Origin of the sequence: Roseobacter sinensis, assembly GCF_025755255.1 — a bacterium.
Lineage (GTDB): Bacteria > Pseudomonadota > Alphaproteobacteria > Rhodobacterales > Rhodobacteraceae > Roseobacter > Roseobacter sinensis.
This window is the reverse complement of sequence record NZ_JALIEB010000027.1, coordinates 14,810-33,324: the sequence shown is the minus strand read 5'-3', so window position 1 is coordinate 33,324 and position 18,515 is coordinate 14,810. Positions and strand designations below refer to the sequence as shown.

At 64.0% G+C, this 18,515-nt stretch carries 17 protein-coding genes; 10 read left to right on the top strand and 7 right to left on the bottom strand.

Translation table 11 applies throughout. The features are described from left to right. Nucleotides 1-1,160: 1,160 nt before the first annotated feature. Complete coding sequence (locus MUB52_RS21965; RefSeq protein WP_263846301.1) at nucleotides 1,161-1,898, bottom strand: HAD family hydrolase; 738 nt, start codon at nucleotides 1,896-1,898, stop codon at nucleotides 1,161-1,163. 4 nt (nucleotides 1,899-1,902) lie between these two features. After that, nucleotides 1,903-2,919: an ABC transporter ATP-binding protein gene (locus tag MUB52_RS21960; protein WP_263846300.1), complete on the bottom strand. Its 1,017-nt coding sequence runs from the start codon at nucleotides 2,917-2,919 to the stop codon at nucleotides 1,903-1,905. Between the two features lie 123 nt (nucleotides 2,920-3,042). On the opposite strand from MUB52_RS21960, the gene MUB52_RS21955 reads away from it, so the two are divergent. The 9 genes from MUB52_RS21955 (at nucleotide 3,043) to MUB52_RS21915 (ending at nucleotide 11,908) form a co-directional block, all read left to right on the top strand. After that, complete coding sequence (locus tag MUB52_RS21955) at nucleotides 3,043-4,386, top strand: ABC transporter substrate-binding protein (RefSeq protein ID WP_263846299.1); 1,344 nt, start codon at nucleotides 3,043-3,045, stop codon at nucleotides 4,384-4,386. Nucleotides 4,387-4,463: 77 nt separating this feature from the next. Further along, nucleotides 4,464-5,330, top strand: coding sequence for a carbohydrate ABC transporter permease (locus MUB52_RS21950; RefSeq protein ID WP_263846298.1), 867 nt, complete (start codon nucleotides 4,464-4,466; stop codon nucleotides 5,328-5,330). Nucleotides 5,331-5,333: 3 nt separating this feature from the next. Continuing rightward, nucleotides 5,334-6,152: a carbohydrate ABC transporter permease gene (locus tag MUB52_RS21945; protein ID WP_263846297.1), complete on the top strand. Its 819-nt coding sequence runs from the start codon at nucleotides 5,334-5,336 to the stop codon at nucleotides 6,150-6,152. A 16-nt stretch (nucleotides 6,153-6,168) separates the two neighbouring features. After that, nucleotides 6,169-7,149 carry a sugar-binding transcriptional regulator gene (locus MUB52_RS21940; protein WP_263846296.1) on the top strand — a complete coding sequence of 327 codons (981 nt, stop codon included), beginning with the start codon at nucleotides 6,169-6,171 and terminating at the stop codon, nucleotides 7,147-7,149. Between the two features lie 15 nt (nucleotides 7,150-7,164). Continuing rightward, complete coding sequence (locus tag MUB52_RS21935) at nucleotides 7,165-8,208, top strand: NAD(P)-dependent alcohol dehydrogenase (RefSeq protein ID WP_263846295.1); 1,044 nt, start codon at nucleotides 7,165-7,167, stop codon at nucleotides 8,206-8,208. A 3-nt stretch (nucleotides 8,209-8,211) separates the two neighbouring features. Further along, nucleotides 8,212-8,781, top strand: a complete 570-nt coding sequence (locus MUB52_RS21930) for an SIS domain-containing protein (RefSeq protein ID WP_263846294.1) — start codon at nucleotides 8,212-8,214, stop codon at nucleotides 8,779-8,781. Between the two features lie 3 nt (nucleotides 8,782-8,784). Then, complete coding sequence (locus MUB52_RS21925) at nucleotides 8,785-9,552, top strand: SDR family NAD(P)-dependent oxidoreductase (RefSeq protein WP_263846293.1); 768 nt, start codon at nucleotides 8,785-8,787, stop codon at nucleotides 9,550-9,552. Nucleotides 9,553-9,563: 11 nt separating this feature from the next. After that, nucleotides 9,564-10,286 (top strand): SDR family oxidoreductase, encoded by a 723-nt coding sequence (locus tag MUB52_RS21920; RefSeq protein ID WP_263846292.1) that lies wholly within the window; start codon nucleotides 9,564-9,566, stop codon nucleotides 10,284-10,286. Beyond that, nucleotides 10,286-11,908 (top strand): FGGY-family carbohydrate kinase, encoded by a 1,623-nt coding sequence (locus MUB52_RS21915; protein WP_263846291.1) that lies wholly within the window; start codon nucleotides 10,286-10,288, stop codon nucleotides 11,906-11,908. The genes MUB52_RS21920 and MUB52_RS21915 overlap by 1 nt, the downstream gene beginning before the upstream one ends. Before the next feature lie 7 nt (nucleotides 11,909-11,915). Here the strand turns inward: MUB52_RS21915 and MUB52_RS21910 are convergent, their stop codons facing one another. From MUB52_RS21910 to MUB52_RS21890, 5 genes are read right to left on the bottom strand one after another with little or no spacing between them, the layout of a single operon-like run. Further along, entirely contained in the window at nucleotides 11,916-12,764 is an 849-nt protein-coding gene (locus MUB52_RS21910) for a sugar phosphate isomerase/epimerase family protein (RefSeq protein WP_263846290.1), read from the bottom strand. A 2-nt stretch (nucleotides 12,765-12,766) separates the two neighbouring features. After that, nucleotides 12,767-13,756: an ABC transporter permease gene (locus MUB52_RS21905; protein ID WP_263846289.1), complete on the bottom strand. Its 990-nt coding sequence runs from the start codon at nucleotides 13,754-13,756 to the stop codon at nucleotides 12,767-12,769. Further along, complete coding sequence (locus MUB52_RS21900; protein WP_263846288.1) at nucleotides 13,753-14,739, bottom strand: ABC transporter permease; 987 nt, start codon at nucleotides 14,737-14,739, stop codon at nucleotides 13,753-13,755. The genes MUB52_RS21905 and MUB52_RS21900 overlap by 4 nt, the downstream gene beginning before the upstream one ends. Beyond that, on the bottom strand, nucleotides 14,732-16,234 hold the full coding sequence (locus MUB52_RS21895; RefSeq protein ID WP_263846287.1) for a sugar ABC transporter ATP-binding protein: 1,503 nt from the start codon (nucleotides 16,232-16,234) through the stop codon (nucleotides 14,732-14,734). The genes MUB52_RS21900 and MUB52_RS21895 overlap by 8 nt, the downstream gene beginning before the upstream one ends. Nucleotides 16,235-16,286: 52 nt before the next feature. Next, on the bottom strand, nucleotides 16,287-17,264 hold the full coding sequence (locus MUB52_RS21890; RefSeq protein ID WP_263846286.1) for a substrate-binding domain-containing protein: 978 nt from the start codon (nucleotides 17,262-17,264) through the stop codon (nucleotides 16,287-16,289). Nucleotides 17,265-17,430: 166 nt separating this feature from the next. On the opposite strand from MUB52_RS21890, the gene MUB52_RS21885 reads away from it, so the two are divergent. Further along, a complete protein-coding gene (locus MUB52_RS21885; protein WP_263846285.1) occupies nucleotides 17,431-18,444 on the top strand; it encodes a substrate-binding domain-containing protein in 1,014 nt (337 codons plus the stop codon). The last annotated feature ends 71 nt before the right edge of the window (nucleotides 18,445-18,515 follow it).

The following is an 18,515-nucleotide window of genomic DNA, read 5'->3' as shown; positions in this document are numbered from 1 at the left end:
CCTCATTCTGATGATCGAACTGTCCGTGTGACAGAGCCGTCGCCGCTTCTTAGGTCGCTGTGCAAGCCGTGCTCCTTGCTCACGCCACTCGACCATTGTCCTCGGACCAATGGCGGACAAGGTCTCGTCGCGCGACCGTCTTGTGATTGACCCTCCCGCCCTCGACGTGAAGCAGCTCGTCCTCCATTGGTTGCTCGAACCAATGGCGCAACCGGGACACGGGCGGAGGCAAAGCAACTCCATTCGATAGGACTGGTGCAGTCCGCGCGCGCGGCCTTGTCGGATTTGGTGGCCACGCATCCTCCCGAATCAAGACCGTTAAGGTGGTGATGATGGGGCTGAGCACGGGATGAGTTGCGGATCGCAGGTTATTTTGACGAACAGCTCATTGGAGCCCTCAAGCAGTTGAAGGCAGGGGTTGAAGATCGGACGCTCTGCGGCATGTCCGGGGTCAGCGATGCCGGGCTCCACAAACACAAAGCAAAGCTGGGCGGCACGAGTGCGTCGGATGCAAAGAAGTCGTGCGCATTGGCAAACGAGAACACCCCTCGAAGCCGGACGGCCCGGTCGGAAACGCTGCGCTCGAGGCTTTCGCGACAAAAATGGCGAACGTCCGCTGCCAGTCGGCGGGCTTGCACCGGTCAGCCCGTCGGCATCACACGCACGATCAGGGGATGAGGGCTTGCGAAAGCGGCAACGTGGATTGGCCAACGCCCGCCCGCGGTTCGGGTATCACTGCTTCGGCATCCCTCCGGCCAGCGAGGGCTGGGAGGTGACCCACATGACATGGGTGCGGCATTATCTCGAAGAGGGGCTGGCAGGTTGCTGCGGGCGGCCAAACAAGCGCGCTTTGCACGCAGGTCGGCCTATTCCGGTGTCGTGTCGGGTCAACCAACAGTGCTCGTCGGATAGCGTTTCCGATGCCATCGAAGGCGGGCGAGGTTTCCGTGTTTTTGCATTGGCGATGATTGCACATACGACGTGCCGGCAATTGCTGTGGATAGCTCCTTTTGGGGGCTCGCATGACCTGTGTGTTGGATGATCTGATGGGCGGGACCGGTCGCCACAATTGGGACGGAGTCGCGTCTTCTCATCGATTTCCTTCCGAACAGACCTCACTGGTGACGTGCCTTCCTCTGTAGTGACGCGGGCGAAGTGGCCTATTGCGCGCTTAGCCCTCGCAGGTCTTTGGCGGCCGAAAAGAGCGCGGTATGGCTGTCGACGATGGTGTGAGCCCCTGCATCGCTCAGTTCAGCCGCGTGTGCGTCGCGGATCGCCTTGAGGTGTTCGCCTCCGAGAAAGCCGATCACCGGCATGGAGGCCGCCCGAGCGGCAGTGACACCGAAGACGGAATCCTCGATCACGAGGCAGCGGTTGGGGCGGATATTCATCGATCGTGCTGCGTGCCGAAAGAGATCAGGCGCAGGTTTGCCGCGCGCGACGTCTTCCGCGCTGAAGACATGTGCGAAGCGGTGCCGCAACCCCATCGCACCCAGCGCGACGCCGATGCGTTGATGCGTGCCGCTCGAGGCAATGCAAAAGGCGATATCGCGGGCGGTAAGACGGTCGAGCAAGGCGACGACGCCGGGGACCGGCTTCAAATCGCGACGGAAGCGGTCGAAAAGGCGCGTTTCCCAGTCGGCCCGAAACCGGTCGACATCGGCAGCAGCGTTTTCGTCGACCAGCATCTGGGCGATTTTCGACACCGAAACGCCGAGACATCGGCGGCGCACTTCGTCGAGCGATAGGTCGAGGTCATGAGCCTTGAGGCTCTCGCGCAAGGTCGTGAGCGAGATCACCTCGCTATCCGCAACGACCCCGTCGAAATCGAAGATCACGAGATCCACGCTCGCGTTGGGACCGGCCAAGGCAGCGGCATGCCCGGGGCGTGTGGACATCTGCCTACCGGAGTGCATGGCCCTCGGCGTCGAACTGGTGCAGCCGTGCGGGCGGGATGCCGAGGCCAACTTCGGCACCCACCTCAATTTCGTTGTCGCCATCGACCCGGGCGACAAGCTCTTGCGCGCGGCCGGTGTCGAGGTAGAGCAGCGTCTCGGCGCCGAGCCGTTCCTTGACACGGACGGTCGCGTCGATGTGCCCATCGCCCTTGGCAAGCAACTCGAAGTGCTCGGGCCGGCAACCGACAAGCTGAGCGCTGGGTTTCAGCGTAAGGCCAGAGGTGACCCTTCCCTCGAAGACGTTCATGGCGGGTGAGCCGATGAATTCCGCGACAAAGCGCGAGACCGGCGCGTGGTAAAGCTCCATGGGGCTGCCGACCTGCTCGATGCGGCCGCCGTTCAGCACCACGATCTTGTCCGCCATGGTCATCGCCTCGACCTGATCGTGGGTGACATAGATCATCGTCGCGCCAAGCTGGCGGTGCAGGCCCTCAAGCTCGACCCGCATCTGCACCCGCAGCTTGGCGTCGAGGTTCGAGAGCGGCTCGTCGAAAAGAAACACCTTCGGGTTCTTCACGATGGCGCGGCCGATGGCGACTCGCTGCCTCTGCCCACCGGAGAGCTGGCCCGGCTTGCGGTCGAGATAATCTTCGAGTTGCAGGATTCGTGCGGCTTCGGCGATGCGCTCTTTCCGGGTGGCCTCGTCGAACCTGTTGACCTTCATGCCAAAGTCCATGTTGTCGCGCACGCTCATGTGCGGGTAGAGCGCATACGACTGAAACACCATCGAGATCTTCCGGTCCGCCGGCTCGGCGTGTGTGACGTCGGAGCCGTCGATGGTGATACTGCCCGAATCGGCGGCCTCGAGCCCAGCCAGGGTGCGCAGCAAAGTGGATTTGCCACAGCCGGAGGGGCCCACGAACACGCAGAATTCACCGTCTTCGATATCGAGTGACACGTCGAAGAGCGCTTGAGTGGCGCCGTAGAACTTGTTCAACCCCTTGATCTGAATGGTGGCCACACGGCCCTCCCACGTCTTTCGTACAATTGGCTTAGCTATGTTACGTTTGTATTGACAACGCGCGCAGGTCAATACTTTTATATTACATAGCGAACAAATGTTCGAAACACAGGGAGGATTTCCATGAGACTGAAGACTTTGCTTTGCACATCTGCGCTGGTGAGCCTTGGGGCAACAGGCGCGACAGCCGACGGACACGGCTGGAGCCTCGCGAAAGCGGCGGAACCCTATGCGGGCACCACGGTCGATGTGGTGTTCCTGCTGCGCCCCGGCTATGAGGCGATCGAAGCGATGCTGCCTGCCTTCGAGGAAGAGACCGGGATCAAGGTCAACATCATCAAGCATCCCTACGAGAACGCGCTGGGTGAGCAGGTGCGAGACTTCGTCGCGCAGGGCGATCTGGATATCGCGCTGATCGACCTGGTGTGGATCGGCAATTTCGCCGAGAATGAATGGATCGTGCCGGTCGAGGAAATCCAGGCGAGTTACCCGGATATCATCGACCCGGATCTCGACATGGACGATTTCTTCCCGCTGGTGCTGAATGCTTTCGGCGGCTGGAATGACACGATCTATGGGCTGCCCTTCGACAACTACTCGGGGCTGATGTTCTACAACCGCTGCATGCTGGAAGAGGCGGGTTTCGACGGGCCGCCGGAGACCTGGGAAGAGCTGAAGGACACCTACGGCCCGGCGCTGACCAAGGACGGCAAATATGCTTTCGCACTGCAGTCGAAGCGCAACGAGACGCAATCGGCAGACAGTTTCGCACGCGTACTCTGGCCCTTCGGCGGATCGTTCCTGGATGACGAGTTCAAGTCGAACCTCATGAGCGAAGAAAGCCAGGCCGGGCTGAAGTTCCGCCAGGACCTGATGCAATACATGCCCGACGGCATCGTGGCCTACGACCATGCGGAGACGGTCAACGCCTTTGCCCAAGGTGATGTGGCGATGATCACTGAATGGTCGGCCTTCTATTCGACGGTTGTCTCACCAGAAACCTCGGCCGTGGCGGATTGTGTCGAGATCGCGCCAGAACCCATGGGACCAGCCGGCCGTAAGCCTGCGTTGGGCGGCTTCTCGCTTGCGGTGGCCGAACAGGCGGATGACGACGAGAAGGCGGCAGCCTGGCTCTTCATCCAGTGGGCAACGTCCAAGGCAAATGCCAAAGAGTACCTCGAACGCGGCGGTGTGCCGGCCCGCCAGTCGGTCTATCAGGACGAAGGCCTGGCCGAGACCTACAAGTTCATCCCGGCTCTCGTGGAAAGCTGGCAGGACGGTGTGCCGGAGTTCCGCCCGCGCTTCGCCGAATGGCCCGAGATCACCGAGATCGTGCAGGAGTGGGGCACCAAAATGATGCTGGGTGAAGTGACCACCGAGGAAGGTGCGCAGGAAATCGGCACCCGCATGGAAGAGGTTCTGGAGTCCGCGGGCTATTACGACGGTGACAAACCGCTCGCGCAGTAGGCGCCTGACCTGGGACAGTGATGGGCGGCACCACGCGTGCCGCCCACGCCAGACCCCGCGGGGCAGGGGAGGCCTCCATGCAGAACAGAGTATCGAAGCGCACGCTTTTCGGCTTCATTGGCCCTGCGGTGTTCGGTCTGGCCATCGTGGGCATTGCGCCCCTGCTTTATGCGGTCTGGACCTCGCTGCATTTTTTCAACCTCACCAAACTGCGACAGGTCGAGTTCATTGGCCTTGCAAATTACTGGGAGGTACTGACCGACGAGGTCTTCTGGCAGGCCATGGGGCGCACGTTCTTCCTGCTGGGCACGGCATTGCCCTTGCAGATTGGCCTCGGGCTCGGGATTGCGCTGCTTCTGCACCAGCCCGGTCTGACGCTGGTCAAGACGCTCTGCCGGCTCAGCCTGGTGCTGCCCATGGCGACCACCTATGCGGTCGTCGGTCTGCTGGGGCAGGTGATGTTCAACCAGAAATTCGGGGTCGTGAATCAGCTGATGGGTGGGGCCGACATCAACTGGATCGGCGATCCGCAAAACGCCTTCATCATGATCGTGTTCTGGGACGTCTGGCAGTGGACGCCCTTCGTGGCGCTCGTGCTTCTGGCGGGGCTCACGATGGTGCCAGGCGAGGTCGAAGAGGCGGCCCGGCTTGAGACCAAGAGCTGGTGGGTGATACTGCGCTATGTGCAACTACCTTTCCTGCTGCCGGGGCTGACGGCGGTGCTGATCCTGCGCACGGCGGATACGTTGAAGCTCTTCGACATGGTCTTTACCCTGACGCGCGGCGGACCGGGGGCCGCGACCGAATTCATCTCGCTCATGATCCAGCGGGTGGGGTTCCGCGCCTTCGACCAGGGGCTGGCCTCGGCGCAAGCGGTCATCCTGCTGATCATCACCATCGTGCTGGCGCAGATCTACATCCGCCTCTTCTACAAGGAGGTCTGAGCCATGACGTCCACGCGCTCCCTCTTCTGGCAGATCGTGCTCCTGGCACTGGTGATCGCGGTCTGCGTCTTTCCCTTCTACTGGATGGTGACGACCTCGCTGAAGACTCAAGTCGTGGCGCTTGAGGCGCCACCGGTGTGGATCTTCGAACCGACGCTGGCGAACTACCGCGAGGCGCTGTTCGACGACGGGGTGCTGCGCACGCTGATCAATTCGCTGATCATCGCGGTTTGCACGACCCTGCTGGCACTGGTGCTCGGTGTGCCTGCCGCCTTTGCCCTCGCCCGCTTCGAGTTCCGCGGCAAGAAGGATCTGTGGTTCTGGTTCATCACCAACCGGATGGTCAGCCCCATCGTGCTGGCGCTGCCCTTCTTCCTGATCGCACGCAACCTCGATCTTCTGGACAAGCACATCACGCTGATCCTGATCTACCTGACGTTCAACCTGCCCATCGTGATCTGGATCGTGACCGACCAGTTTCGCGGTATACCCTACGACCTCGACGAAGCCGCGCGGCTCGAAGGGGCTTCGCAATTCACGATCATGCGCAAGATCTGCCTGCCGCTGGCGATGCCGGGCGTCGCGGTCTCCGCCATCTTCTCCTTCATCTTTTCGTGGAACGAGCTGATGTTCGGGCTGATTCTGACCCGCAGCGAGGCCAAGACCGCCCCGGCGATGGCCGTCTCTTTCATGGAGGGCTACAACCTGCCATACGGCAAGATCATGGCCACCTCCACGCTCATTGTGATCCCGGTTCTGATCTTCGCGCTGATTGCCTCCAAGCAGCTGGTCCGCGGGCTGACCATGGGTGCGGTGAAGTGAGGCGTTAGGGCAGGCCATGGCGCGCTACATCAAGATCGATCAGATTGACACGGAGGAGCAGCTGCTGGTGCGGCTGGCCTGGGCCTGCGAGATCGAGGGCCTGACCCAGAGCGAGGCGGCCGACCGGTTCGGCATCACGCGGGTGCGGGTCAACAAGAGCCTGAGCGAGGCGCGGCGGCGCGGGATCCTGCGGGTCAACGTCGAAAGCGTCTACGCCGCCGCCGCCGAGCTGGAATGGACGCTGGAGCATCGGTTCCGTCTGCACCGCGTCTGCATCGTGCCCTCGCCCGAAAATGCGGAGGCCGTCACCCCGCTGGTGGGCGCGGGGCTCGGGGCGCTGCTGGGCACGGTGCTTTCGGATCCGACGATCGCGACTTTCGGCATGTCCTGGGGCAATACGCTCAACCTGGCGACGCGGCACATGCAGCCCATCAATCGGCCCGATCTGGAGATTGTCTCGGTGATGGGCGGCGTGTCGCGCGGATCGGACGTGAACGGCTATGAGATCACCACCCGGCTGGCGGACCTTTGCAATGCGCAGCACAGCTTCTTCATCGCACCTCTCTACGCTGGCAGCCGGGAAAGCCGCGATCTGTTCATGGAACAGGACGTGATTGCGGAGCAGCTCGACCGGGTGCGCGGCTGCGAGGCGTTGGCGTTGGCGACGGGCGATTTGCAAAGCTCGCTGCTGGTGCGGGATGCCTTGCCGCGCGACGTGAGCCGCGACGATCTTGTCGCCTTGGGAGGCGTCGGAGACATCATGGGCTATGTGCTCGACGCCGAGGGCGCGCTGATCGACCACCCGCTGAATGAGCGTGTGATCGGCATGACGCTGGACGATCTTGACCGGATCGACAATGTGATCCTCGCCGCCGGCGGCGCGCACAAGGTGCCGATCCTGCTGGCCGCGCTTCGTCGCAGGATGGTGGACACACTGGTGACGGATGAAAACACCGCGCGCGGGCTGCTCGCCGTGGCCGATGCGCAAGGCGATTGAGGGAGGAGAAAGAGTATGGCCGAAGCACTTGTTCTGGAGGAGAAAAACCGCCTGAGCCTGCGCGAGATCGCGCTGGCCGATGCGCTTGGGCCCCGCGATGTGCGCATCGCCATTCACACCGTCGGTGTCTGCGGCAGCGACGTGCACTACTACACGCACGGCAAGATTGGCGGTTTCGTCGTGACAGAGCCGATGGTGCTCGGCCACGAGGCCGCGGGCACGATCACGGAAGTGGGCGCCGAAGTGACCCATCTGGCTGTGGGCGACCGGGTCTGCATGGAGCCGGGGATTCCCGACATGGCGTCGCGCGCGACCAAGCTGGGTGTCTACAACGTGGACCCGGCGGTGCGCTTCTGGGCCACGCCGCCCGTGCATGGCTGCCTCACCCCGTCGGTGGTGCATCCAGCGGCCTTCACCTACAAGCTTCCCGACAGCGTAAGCTTTGCCGAAGGCGCCATGGTCGAGCCCTTTGCCATCGGCATGCAGGCGGCGACGCGGGCGGGGATCAAGCCGGGCGACATCGGCTTTGTTTGTGGCGCCGGGCCAATCGGGATCATGGTGGCGCTCGCCGCGCTCGCCGGGGGCTGTGCCAAGGTCTTCATCTCCGACCTCGTCGACGAAAAGCTGGATGTTGCAGCCCAATACGACGGGATCGAGGGCATCAACGTCACCCGCGACAATCCAGGCGACGTGCTGCGCGCCGCCACGGATGGCTGGGGCGCCGAGGTGGTTTTCGAATGCGCAGGTGCCGCGAAATCCATCCAGAACGCGTTGGAGGCGGCCGCGCCGGCCGGCTGCGTGGTCTGGGTCGGCATGCCGGTCGATCCGGTGCCGATCGACCTGGTGCTCGCGCAGTCAAAGGAACTGCGGATGGAGACCGTCTTTCGCTATGCCAATATGTACGACCGGGCGATTGCGCTCATCGCTTCCGGCAAGGTGGATCTGAAGCCTCTCATCTCCGAGACCTTCGCGTTCCGTGACAGCGTCGCCGCCTTCGACCGCGCGGTCGAGGCGCGACCCACGGACGTGAAGATCCAGATCAAGCTGGCGGAGGGCTGAGCAATGGTGGCTGAGACGCCGACGGATTTGGCCGACCGCCTGCTCGATGAGCTGCGCCCTGGTCTGGCGCCCGAGGTGCTGGCACAAATCGAGCCGCTCTCGGATCGTCTGGCGCGGGCACAGCGCATCGCCTGCCACGGTGTCGGGCGCGAGGGGCTGATGATGAAGGCGCTGGCCATGCGGCTGTTTCATCTGGGCTGCGACGCCCATGTGGTGGGCGATATGACCACCCCGCCTGTGGGTGATGGCGACGTGCTGATCGTCAGCGCGGGGCCGGGGCAGTTCTCGACAATCGCAGCACTTGCCGGGGTGGCGCAAGAGGCCGGCGCGGAGGTCATCTGCCTGACGGCAGAGCCCGCAGGTGCCGTACCGCGTGCGGCGGACCATGTGGTGCATGTGCCGGCTCAGACGATGGCCGCCGATCAAGGGGCGGCGGCGACCTCGATCTTGCCCATGGGCTCGCTCTACGAAGCGCTGATGTTTCTCTTTTGCGAGCTTCTGGTTCTCGATCTGCGGGACAGGCTGGATGTCGCGCCGGACGCCATGCGCGCCAATCACACCAACCTGGAGTAGCACATGGCCGACTGGCAGAACCGTTTCAGCCTGACAGGACGCCGTGCCCTGGTCACGGGTGCGTCCTCGGGTATCGGTGCTGCCATCGCGGAGGTCTTTGCGGATGCGGGCGCTGATGTGATCGGGCAGGGCCGCTCTGAGGCGCGGTTGCAGGCGGTGGGCGAGACGGTTCGCGCGAAGGGTCGTGCCTTCACTGCCTTGACCGGCGACTTGTCGGATCCCGGCGAGACCCACCATATCGCCGAGCAAGCGCTGGCGGCAGGCGAGATTGACATTCTGGTGAATTGTGCGGGCATTGCGGTGACAGGCCCCGTGGTGGAGTATGCGCTGGACGACTGGCAGCGGACGCTGGCGGTCAACCTGACGGCGCCCTTCATCCTGTCGAAAGCACTGTTGCCGGGCATGATCTCGCGCCGCCGCGGCAAGATCATCAACATCTCGTCGCAGACCGGTGTTATCGCGCTGCAGGATCACGCGGCCTACGCGAGTTCGAAAGGCGGGCTGAACGCGCTGACCAAATCCCTGATGACCGAAGCGGCGCCGCATAACGTTCAGGTCAATGCGATTTGCCCGACCGTGGTGCTGACCGAGATGGGCAAAACCCTCTGGTCAGCCCCAGAGAAAAAAGACCCGTTCATCGCACGCACGCCGCTTGGGCGGTTCGGCGAGCCGGTGGAGATCGCGGATATGGCGCTTTACCTCGCCTCATCCGCCTCCGATCTGGTGAACGGTGAGATCCTGATGATCGAAGGCGGATATTCCAGCATCTGAGGGAGGCAGAGATGACGAAGGGACTGGACGGTCAGGTTGTGGCGATCACCGGCGCGGCCTCCGGCATCGGGCTCGCCTGTGCGAAGGCCTGCGTCGCCGCCGGAGCGACGGTAGCGCTGGTGGATCGGGACGAGACGGCGGTGACCAAGGCGGCGGAGGGCATGGGCGCCGTGCCCATCGTCACCGATCTGCTGGACAAGGGCAGCGTGGCCGAGATGCTGCCGCAGATCCTCGACCGCGCGGGCGGGCTTGATGTCTTTCACGCCAATGCGGGGGCGTATGTGGGTGGCGATATCCTCGACGGTGACCCGGACCAATGGGACCGCATGCTGAACCTGAACATCAACGCGGCCTTCCGGTCCATCCAGGCGGTGCTACCCCATATGAAGGCGCAGGGGCGGGGTGACGTGATCCTGACCAGTTCCGTCGCCGGGGTGGTGCCTGTCGTCTGGGAGCCGATCTACACCGCCTCCAAGCACGCGGTGCAGGCGTTTACGCACACGGTCCGGCGGCAGGTCGCGCAGCACGGCATCCGCGTGGGCGCGATCCTGCCCGGGCCAGTGGTCACGGCGCTGCTCGACGACTGGCCCAAGGCGAAGATGGAGGAGGCATTGGCGAACGGCAGCCTGATGCAGCCCGAGGAGGTGGCCGATTGCGTGCTCTTCATGCTCACACGACCGCGGAACGTGACGATCCGCGATCTGGTGCTGCTGCCCAATGCGGTGGATCTTTGATGGCGAGTCCGGTTTTCATCGGTGTCGACGTGGGCACAGGGAGCGCGCGGGCGGCGGTCTTCGATGCCTCGGGCGAGATGCTGGCGAGTCACAAGCACGGTATCCGGATGTGGCGTGAGGGCGGCGAGATCGCCGAGCAGTCCTCCGATGACATCTGGGCGGCAGTCGGCACCTGTGTGCGCGCCGCCTTGGCCGAGGCCGGGGTGGCACCAGAGGATGTGGCGGGCCTCGGCTTCGATGCGGCCTGTTCGCTGGTGGTGCTGGGGACCGGCTTCGCGCCCGTCACGGTGAGTGATAGCGGCGACGCCGCGCGCAATGTGATCGTCTGGATGGATCACCGGGCAACCGATCAGGCGCGCCGGATCAATGCGACAGGGCACCGCGTGCTCGACTATGTCGGCGGGCGGATTTCGCCGGAAATGCAGACGCCGAAGCTGCTGTGGCTGAAGGAAAACCTCGCCCAGAGCTTCGAGGCGGCTGAGCACTTCTTCGATTTGCCCGACTTTCTGAGTTGGAAGGCGACGGGCGCGCTGACACGCTCGGCCTGTACGGTCACCTGCAAATGGACCTACCTGGCCCATGAGGAGGCCTGGGACCCGAGCTATTTTCACGAGATCGGTCTGGGCGCGTTGGCGGACGAAGGCTTCGCCCGGATCGGGCAGGAGATTGTGCCGCCCGGCACGCCGCTGGCGGCGGGGCTCACGGAGGCGGCGGCGCGCGACCTTGGCCTCGCGCCCGGCACGCCTGTGGGCGCGGGTCTGATCGACGCGCACGCGGGCGGCATCGGCACTGTCGGGGCGGACCCGGACGCGGGGCCGGTCAAGACGATGGCCTATGTCTTTGGCACCTCCGCCTGCACGATGGCCTCGTCGGACGAGGCGCATTTCGTGCCTGGCGTCTGGGGGCCTTACTATTCCGCGATGGTGCCCGGCTTATGGCTCTCGGAAGGCGGGCAATCGGCGGCAGGCGAGGCCATCGCCCATCTGATCGCCACTCATCCAGCGCGGGCCCAGGCCGAAGCGGCGGCGATGGCTGCGGGTCAATCGGTACAGGCTTGGTTGCTGGGGCAGGTGGAGCAGGCGGTGACTGAACCCAGCGCCGCGATCGATCTGGCTGGCACCCGACTTGTGGTGCCGGACTTCCTCGGCAACCGCGCGCCGCATGCTGACCCGGACGCGAAAGCGATTATCTCGGGGTTGCGCCTCCAAGCCGGGCTCGACGATCTGGTGGCGACCTATGTGGCCGCTGTTTTTGGCGTGGGCTATGGGCTGCGGCAGATCCTTCAGGCCCAGGCTGCAGAAGGGGTGGTGCCGGAGAGCGTCGTGATCAGCGGCGGGGCCGGCGCAAGCCCGTGGGTCCAGCAGATGCTGGCCGACGCCTGCGGCCTACCGGTGCTGGCGACGCGCTGTCCCGAGCCGGTGCTGCTCGGGGCGGCCATGCTGGGCGCTGTGGCCGCCGGTCATCGCCCAAGCCTGCAGGACGCGATGCGCGAGATGTCGCATGTCGGCGCGCGCTCCGACCCCGCGGGCGGGCGCAGAGCACAGAGTCACGCCGCCCGTTTTGCGGCCTACGAGGCGATGCAGGCCACGGAACGAGCGCTGCGCGCCGCGTTGGCGGAGTGACGCCCGCTCAGATCAGCCGGTACTGCGCAGCCTTGTTGCGCAGGAAGGGCAGCCCCTTGTCCATGACCTCTTCGAAGGATTGCGCGACCGGACGCCAGACGGCCAGCCCATAGCCGATCTCGGGCGGCATGTTGATGAAGCTCTCCATGGCCAGGCCGCCCTTGAAGCCAATGGCGGCGAGCGTGGCGTAGACCTCATCCCAGTCGCAGGTGCCTTCGCCCGGCGTGCCGCGATCGCTCTCGGACAGATGGATGTAGCGTAGATGCTCGCGCGCATCGAGAATGCCGTTTGCGGCCCCCTTCTCTTCGATGTTCATGTGATAGGTGTCGAGATGCACGAAAATGTTGTCGGCCCCGACCTTCTCGATCATCTCGACCGCCTGCCAGCCTGTGTTGATCAGATGGTTCTCGTAGCGGTTCACCGGTTCGATGCCGAAGGCGATGCCAAGCGACTTGGCGTGTTTTGCCGCGGCCTCCAGGGCGCGGGCGATATTGTCGTATTCGCTCTGCGTGGGTGGCAGACCGGTGCGCTCGCCGATGCCGCCATAGGTCACGCCCGAGAGCGCCTCGGCCCCCATCTCCTTGGTCTTGTCCATAGCCTGGATAAGATGGTCGATGGCACCCTCGGGGTTGACGCTGGCCCAACTCTCTTCCGGTAACCCTAGGGAGCAGACGGCGCGCATCTCGTGCTTGGCCAGAAGGTCGCGGGTGTGTGCGGCATCGACAATCGCGGTGTTGAGAAGTGCGATTTCTATGAAATCCATCTTGTAGGCCGCGGCGGCAGGGATCGTCCGTTCGGCCCCCGCGCGGTCCCAGTGCATCGTCCACATGGACGTGTGAACGCCAAAGCCTTCCATACTCAATCCCTTCCTGTTCCGTATCGTAATCGCCCGCCGAGCCACCTCAGCGCCATGACCGCGATGAGAAACAGCCCCCAGACCGCAGTGGAGAGGTGCTGGTTGGCACCGATGAGGTTCAGCCCCGAGGAGAGCATCTGCAGGATCACCAAGGCCAGAACCACCGGCAGCACCCGTCCGAACCCGCCGAAAGGGTCGACGCCGCCGAGAAAGCAGGCCAGCACCGTGACAAGAAGCAGCGCTTCGCCGTGGCCGACGCGGACCGAGTTGAAGCGCGTCAGCATCAGAATGCCGGCGACGGCGCAGATGATGCCCGAAATCGTGTAGATCAGCATCAGCGTGCGCTTGGTGTGCAGGCCGGAATACTCTGATGCCTCGATATTCGAGCCGATCATATAGACTGAAAAGCCGTGCCGCGTGCGGGTCAGCATGATGTGCCAGACCAGCGCGGCGAGCCCGAAGACGAGCAGCGGCACGGGGATGCCCATCACGTTGCCGTGCCCGATCACGCCCAGAAACTCGGGAAAGCCGGAGATATCGCCGCCGCGGGTGAGGAACTCGCCCAGCCCGCGCAGGAAGATCATCATGGCGAGCGACACGAGGATCGGATGCGCGCCCACATAGGCGACCACCGCACCCATCAGCGCGCCCGAGGTGGCGCCTACGGCAATGGCGGCCAAACACCCGAGAAGGAAGGCGCCGACACCGGCCTCGGGGCCGCCGAACTGGATCAGCACCCAGGCGAGCGTGAGCCCTGACAGGTTGGCCTGGAAGATGATGGCGAGGTTGAGCCCGCCCGACAGGATCGGCACCATCATCGCCAGCGTCAAAAGACCCAGCACCGGCATCTGGAAGGCCATGGAACTGAGGTTGCGGCCTGTCAGAAAGAGCGGCGTGGCCAGTGAAAAGGCTGCGAAAACAAAGACCGCAAAGGCCAGAAGCGGCAGCGTTTCGCGACCCAGGCGGGCGTTCAGGCGGTCAAAGGCGCTCATGGCGCGGCGCGCCTGCGTTTGAGGCCCAGATCGAGATTCGAGGTGGAGATGGCCACGAGGATCGCAGCACCGATGATCATCTGGAAGGCGAAGGGCGAGATGCCCAGAAGGTTCAGACCGTTCTGCGTGACGGCGACGAACAGCACGCCCAGGATGCAGCCGATGATCGTGCCGCGCCCGCCGCCGAGGCGCGCTCCGCCGAGCACCACCGCCGCCAGCACCTCAAGCTCGCGGCCGTAGAGCGCGTTCGGCACGACTTCCTTGGCGATATTGACCTGGCAGAGCCCGGCAATGCCCGCCATCATGCCGAGCCAGCCGTAGGCGAGGCCATGCATCAGCGCGATGTTCACGCCTGCGCGCCGGGCGCCTTCGGGGTTATCGCCCATGGCGTAAAGCTGCCGGCCCCAGGTGGTCCAGCCGATGAGGATCGCGGTCGCGGCCACGCAGGCCAGCATGATGGCGACCGACAGGTTGAGCTCGGACCACACTCCATTTGCCGATTGATACTCGAAGATGAAGATCCGGTCGGTCCACCAGCCGGGCAGGGCGTATATGTTCCGCCCACGCGTAAAGAACATCAGCAGCCCGAAAAAGACGTTGAAGGTCGCGATGGTGATGACGATGGAGACGACACGGAAGCCATGGATGAGGGCGGCGTTGATCAGCCCGAGGCAAAGGCCCAGCCCGCCCGCGACGATGAGGCCGGTGGCCCAGTTGCCGCCGCCGATGGCGCCGAAGATCAGGGCAGCCAGATATTGCACCACCGAGGCCGCAACCGCAAAGGAGATGTCGATGCCGCCGGCGATCAGCACCACCAGCAGCCCCACGGCCCAGATCAGGTTCACCGCATTGTTGTTCAGAAGCGAGGTGATATTGGCGAGGGTAAAGAAGGTGTCGGTGCCAAGGCCCAGCCCCAGGGTTATGAGGACCAGAACGGCAAAGAGCCGCGTCTCGACCGGGCAATCCTTTGCGAACCTACGCATAGACCTGTGCTTCCAGCTCTTCCACGGTGGTGGCGTGGGGGTCGATCTCGTTCACGAGGCGCCCGCTCTCCATATGCAGCACGCGGTCGGCATTGGTGAGCACCTCGCTCACCTCGTCCGAGATCAGCAGGATCGCGAGCCCCTCATCCGCAAGCCGCCGCACAATGCGGAAGATACCCGCACGTGCGCCCACATCGACTCCCACGGTCGGGCTGTCGAGGATGATCAGTTTCGGCTCGGTCGCGAGCCACTTTGACAGCACTACCCGCTGTTGATTGCCACCCGACAGGGTCGAGACCGGATCGTCGGGATGGCCGATCTTGACCGAAAGCTGGTCGATCCATGTGCGCACCAGCCGGTCCTTCCTGGACGAGGCGATCAGACCCAGTCCGTTGAGCAGACGGTCCAGCACCGAGATCGCGGTATTGTCCGCGATGGATTGCGGCTGGATCAGTCCGAGAGACAGGCGATCCTCCGAGACATAGGCGATGCCCGCGGCGATAGCCGCGCGGATGTTGCGCGGCCTGAGCGGCTGACCGTTGAGTGTCATGTGCCCCGCGTCCGGCTGGGTCATGCCGATGAGCGTATGCGCCAGCTCCGTGCGGCCAGCGCCGATCAGGCCGGTCAGCCCCACGACCTCGCCGCGCCGGATCGTCAGGGAGATGTCCTGAAATTCGCCCACCCGCGTGAGGTTTTCGACCTGCAATACCGGTGCGGCTCCGCTGCGGTCCTGCGCGGTCACCTCGGAGCTCAGTATCGCACCGGTCATCAACTCACCCAGCCGCGCCTGTGTGAGCCCTTCGGTTGGATAGACCCCCACGAGCTTGCCGTCGCGGATCACGGTGACGCTGGTCGAGATCTCCAGAACCTCCGCAAGGCGGTGGCTCACGAACACGACCGACACACCTTGCTCGGACAGCGTTTGAACCACCTTCAGAAGCCCGTCGGTTTCGCTCTGGGTGAGCGAGGCGGTGGGCTCATCCATGAAGACCAAGCGCGCCGCGCCCATCAGTGCGCGGGCGATGGCCACAAGCTGGCGCTGCGCGATGGGCAGGGTGTTGAGCCGCGTGTCCAGATCGAGCCGCACGCCGAGCCGGTCCAGCATCGCCTGCGCTTCAGCGCGCGCTGCGCCGCGACTGAGCAGGCGGGGCAGGTTGCCCACCATGCCGTCGAAGGCGATGTTTTCGGCGACCGTCATATGCGGGAAAAGCGCAAGGTCCTGCCAGATCACCGCGATGCCAAGCTCACGCGCCTCTGACGGCGTGATCCCGTCACGGGCCTGGCCGAACAGTTCGATGTGGGCGCCCGGGTCGGCTGTGTAGACGCCGGTCACGATCTTGATCAGCGTGCTCTTGCCGCAGCCATTCTCGCCTGCGAGGCAATGCACCTCGCCGGCGCGCACCGCGAAATCGACCGCATCCAGCGCCTTGAGGCCGCCGAAGGTCTTTGACACGTTGCTCAGCCGCAACGCGAAAGGCGCGTCATCTGGGGTCATCGAGATGGTCTCAAAGACCGGAGCACGGGGCCGCGCTCCGGTCTAGCCTCGCTCAGAGGCCTTTTTCCGCAAGTTCATCCACCGTCGACTTGTTGATCTCCAACAGGTTGTCGGTGATGATGTTGCGGGTCTCGGCGTCCGGGCTGACCGCGCCCAGACCTTCGATTACGGTGCCCTCTGCGATCTCTTCACCTTCGACAAGCATGTTGCCAAGTGTGACGAACACACGGCCCGCTTCCGCCGGGTTCCACATGTAACCGCCGGAGATGATGTCATCCTTCAGAAGCTGTCGGCCCTGGCCGGGTGAGAAGGGACCAAGCACATGCACCTCACCGCCCAAACGGCGTTCCTCAACCGCGCGGCCCGCGCCAATGGGCCCTTGCGAGCCGAAGGCCAGAAAGCCCTTAAGATCGGGATTGGCACCGATGAGGTCCAGCGCGGTCGAGCGGCTGTCGTCCACGCTTTCTGCCACGCCGTAGCGTTCACCCACCAATTCGAGCTTGTCGCAGTTATCGCCCATCCATTCGATCGCCGCATCGGCCCAGGCGTTGTGCAGCGGCACTGTGAGCGAGCCCACGTAGACAGCGTATTTGCCCGGATCGGCCTTGTCGCAGAGAAGCTGCGCGTGCGCTTCGCCAAAGCCGTCCGCCGAGGCCAGCTCGAAGTTCCAGTCGACGTTGTTCAGCCCCGGACCTTCGTGCGCGATGACCTTGATGCCCGCATCCATCGCCTTTTTCAGCACCGGCTCCAACGCGGCTTCATCGTTGGGCACCACGCCGATGACATCCACACCCTTGGCGATCAGATCCTCAATGGCGCGGACCTGCAGCGCGGGATCGGCCGAGGTCGGCCCGATCATCTCGGCGCTGACACCCAGCTCGGCCGCGCGCGCCTTGATGCCGTCTTCCATGGCATTGAACCAGGGAATCCCACCGATCTTGACGACAATACCCATCGTGGTTTCGGCGGATGCCGCCGTGCCACTGGCCAACAGTGCAACCGCAGCGGTCGCATTCAAGAATGTCTTCATGTTTTCCTCCCTTTGCGCGGCGCTCCCCGGCCGCGATCCTTGCCCGTGCGGAGCAGGGGCGGTGCTCGACTGGGCACAAAAAGCGTTGCTCAACCGATTGAGCAACGGTAGTCACGAAAGATAATTTACGTCAAGCGCGTATGCGCGAAAGTTTATGAGCCACGACATGCCCCTCAAGGCGCGCCGCAAAACAACGATCTACAACATCGCGCAAAAGGCGCGGTCCTCGCCCTCGGCGGTCTCTTCGGCGCTCAACGGCACCTGGAAGAAGCGGCGCCTGAAGGAGGAGACGGTCGAGCGCATTCTGCGGATCGCGCGCGAGGAAGGGTATACGGCGAATTTGCAGGCGCGTGGTCTGCGCAAGGCGAAGTCCGGCCTCGCGGGCTTGATCCTGCCCAATCACGAAAACCGGTTCTTTGCCGAGCTCAGCGAGACATTTGCACTGGAAAGCCAGGCGCGTGGACATTGTCCCGCAATCGTTCACGCAGGCCGTGATGTGGAGGTGCAACTTCAGGCTCTGCGCGATTTGCTTTCCTACGCCGTTGACTTCGTGTTCATCGCAGGCGCCACAGACCCCGACGGGCTTGCGCGCCTCTGCCGCGATGCGCATCTGCCCCATGTGTTTGTCGATCAGCCCTGCGCGCAAGCGCCCTCGGTGGTTGCCGACAACCGGGCGGCTGCCGCGGCGCTGACCGAGACGCTTCTGGAAGACATGGCGCCCTCGGATCCCGATGACCCCGGAAGCTGGCTTTACCTTTTGGGCGGAGAAGAGACCTCCTCTGCCACAGTGGAGAGGGTCCGCGGATTTCGCGCGCAGATGCAGGCCTCGGGGTTCCTTTACTCAGAGGATCAGATCATCGCCTGCGGCTATGATCCCGTGCGGGCGACCGACGCACTTGGCCGTCTGCACCGCGACTTGGGGCGCTTGCCGGGTGGGCTGTTTGTCAATTCCATCGATTGTTTCGAAGGGGTGGTTCGCTATCTCGCGCAGGTTCCGGAGGCTGAAACAAAGCGCACTCAATTCGGTTGTTTCGATCACGATCCGCTGGCCACGCTCTTGCGGGTGCCCTTGCGCATGGTGCGCCAACGCTCTGATGTGATGATCGCCGAAGCCTTCCGCCAGCTCGATGCTGGCGCCCAGGGGGGCAGTCTCCTGCAGGTTCCCTGCGAGCTTCTTTGACGCGGAAAACCCGGCCTTGACGCAGCGCGGCTCAGGTCGTGACCGCCAAAACACCGAGAGAACCGGTCCTC